The sequence below is a fragment of the uncultured Limnohabitans sp. genome (assembly GCF_937889215.1).
Lineage (GTDB): Bacteria > Pseudomonadota > Gammaproteobacteria > Burkholderiales > Burkholderiaceae_C > Limnohabitans_A.
The window spans coordinates 1-2,055 of record NZ_CALBEX010000076.1; the positions used below are offsets into that span (position 1 = coordinate 1).

3 protein-coding genes are annotated in these 2,055 nt (G+C 56.9%); all 3 read left to right on the forward strand.

Translation table 11 applies throughout. From position 1 onward, the window contains the following. Position 1 precedes the first annotated feature (1 nt). Positions 2–730 carry an isochorismatase family protein gene (locus Q0341_RS01735; protein WP_299510120.1) on the forward strand — a complete coding sequence of 243 codons (729 nt, stop codon included), beginning with the start codon at positions 2–4 and terminating at the stop codon, positions 728–730. A 3-nt stretch (positions 731–733) separates the two neighbouring features. Next, the gene (locus Q0341_RS01740; protein WP_299510121.1) at positions 734–1,474 is read left to right on the forward strand and encodes a hypothetical protein; all 741 of its coding nucleotides are present in this window, start codon (positions 734–736) and stop codon (positions 1,472–1,474) included. A 60-nt stretch (positions 1,475–1,534) separates the two neighbouring features. Continuing rightward, on the forward strand, positions 1,535–2,055 hold a 521-nt coding region (locus Q0341_RS01745), incomplete at its 3' end, for a tripartite tricarboxylate transporter substrate-binding protein (protein WP_299510122.1).

Below are 2,055 nucleotides of genomic sequence, written 5' to 3' on the forward strand. Positions count from 1 at the left end.
CATGATTTCGGTCAATTTTCCCAAATCATGGGCTTCGATTGGGTGCAGGCTTTTGACCAAAGCCACGCTCAAAGTGACCCGCAGGATTGATATCAGCTTGGACAAATCCACCATTTATCGGCACCAAGGCTTGGGAGGCACCAGCGGCATCGGGCGCAAGTGCGCATTGATTTTGGTGGACTTTGTCAATGGCTTTGTTGATGTCGATCAATTGGGGGGGCCCCACATCCAGGCCTCCGCAGACCATACAGTGGCCTTGCTGGCTTATTTTCGGACGCATGGCTTGCCGATCGTTCACACGCGCGTGGTCTTTTCAAGCGATGGTGCGGACGTCAATATTTTTGCCCTTCGCGTGCCGCCCTTGCAAAAGCTTACAGAAGAGGCGCACGCCTCGCAGATCGTGCCACAACTCGAACCCCAAGCAGGTGAATGGGTGATCCGAAAGCAGTCTGCTTCAGCATTCTTTGAGACCGGGCTAGCAGGGTGGTTGTTGCAGCGTGGGGTCGATACAGCCGTCATCACAGGTTGCACCACCAGTGGATGCGTGCGTGCCAGTGTGGTTGATGCCATGCAGCACAACCTGCGCACCCTGGTGATCTCGGACTGCGTGGGTGATCGTGCCGTGGAGCCGCATGCAGCAAACCTTTTCGACATGCAACAAAAATATGCCGACGTGATGACGCGCGATGAGTTCATCACACAACACCAGGCCGCCAGGGCTTGCATCTGATCCATGGACCACCCCGGATACCGAAAAAAAATGGGCACCTTGGGGCCCTCGACCAACACGATCGTTCAACCGGACTTCGATGACCTGAGGCCGGTGGGCGTGACCAACCATTACAGCCGCATCGCGATCCCCAATGACCCGGTCACGGACGATGCCAGCTTTCTCAAATTGGTCAACAGCATCAACCAGGCGACCATGGACGCTGTGGATGTCTTGCGCAGTTGCGAAATGGATTACTTGGTGATGGGCATGTCTGCGGCCACCTTCTGGAACGGTCGTCAAGGTGCCGGTAACTATCTCAAGATGATGCAAGACAGGGCCCAGGTGGGCGTGTCCTGTGGCTCCTTTGCGACCGAGGCGGCTTTGAACGTTTACAAAGCCAAGCGTATCGCCTTTATGTCCCCTTACTTTGAAGTGGCCAATGCCCAGGTACGTCGTTTTTACGAAGACTGCGGCTTCACCGTGGTGCGCGATCTGTGTTTGCGTCGTCCCAGTCCGGTGCAGATCGCCCACAGCACTGAAGAGATGTGCCGTCAGGCGATCTTGCAGCTTGATGGAGACGATGTGGACGCGATCGTTCAGGTGGGCACCAATCTGTCCATGATTCGCCTAGCCGCGGCGGCGGAGCTTTTTCTGGGCAAACCTGTCATCGCGATCAACACCGCCACCTACTGGCACGCTTTGCGGGCTCAGGGGCTCAAGGACAAAAAAGCTGGGTTTGGTTCCTTGATGGAACTTCACTGACGGGCATGCGCAACGCTTTCGTCAATTTCTTTGTTCACTTATCACCGAAAGGATGGGTCTATGCGTCGTCGTGAATTACTCGTTTCTACTGCCAGCCTAGGTCTGTTTTGTGCAGGCTTGCCCGCTTTGGCCCAAGGCCAGGCTTTTCCGACCAAGACGGTACGCATTGTGGTGCCCGCTTTGGTGGGCAGCGCCGATGTGTTTGCGCGAGCAATGGCCCAACGGTTGGGCCCGGCGCTGGGTCAGTCGGTCATCGTCGAGCAAAAGCCCGGGGCCGGCACCAACATCGGCAATGACTTTGTGGCCAAAGCTGCCCCTGACGGTCACACGCTGCTCATCAACGGCTTGCCGTTGGTGACCAACCAGGCGCTTTACGCATCATTGCCCTACAACACCATGCGCGACCTGGTGCCGGTGGTCGAGGTGGCCGAGGTCTCCAATGTGGTCACAGTCCATCCTGGTTTGGGCATCAACTCCCTGAGCGAGCTGGTGCAGCAGGCGCGAAACGATCCCAACAAGTTCAACCATGGCACACCCGGTGCCGGTAGCTCGGGCCACTTGGCTGCTGAATTGATGAGCGT

What these genes read in the sequence shown, in the direction of transcription:
- Q0341_RS01735 (WP_299510120.1), top strand. Translation starts at nt 2, where the DNA reads ATGATTTCGGTCAATTTTCCCAAATCATGGGCTTCGATTGGGTGCAGG.
- Q0341_RS01740 (WP_299510121.1), top strand. Translation starts at nt 734, where the DNA reads ATGGACCACCCCGGATACCGAAAAAAAATGGGCACCTTGGGGCCCTCG.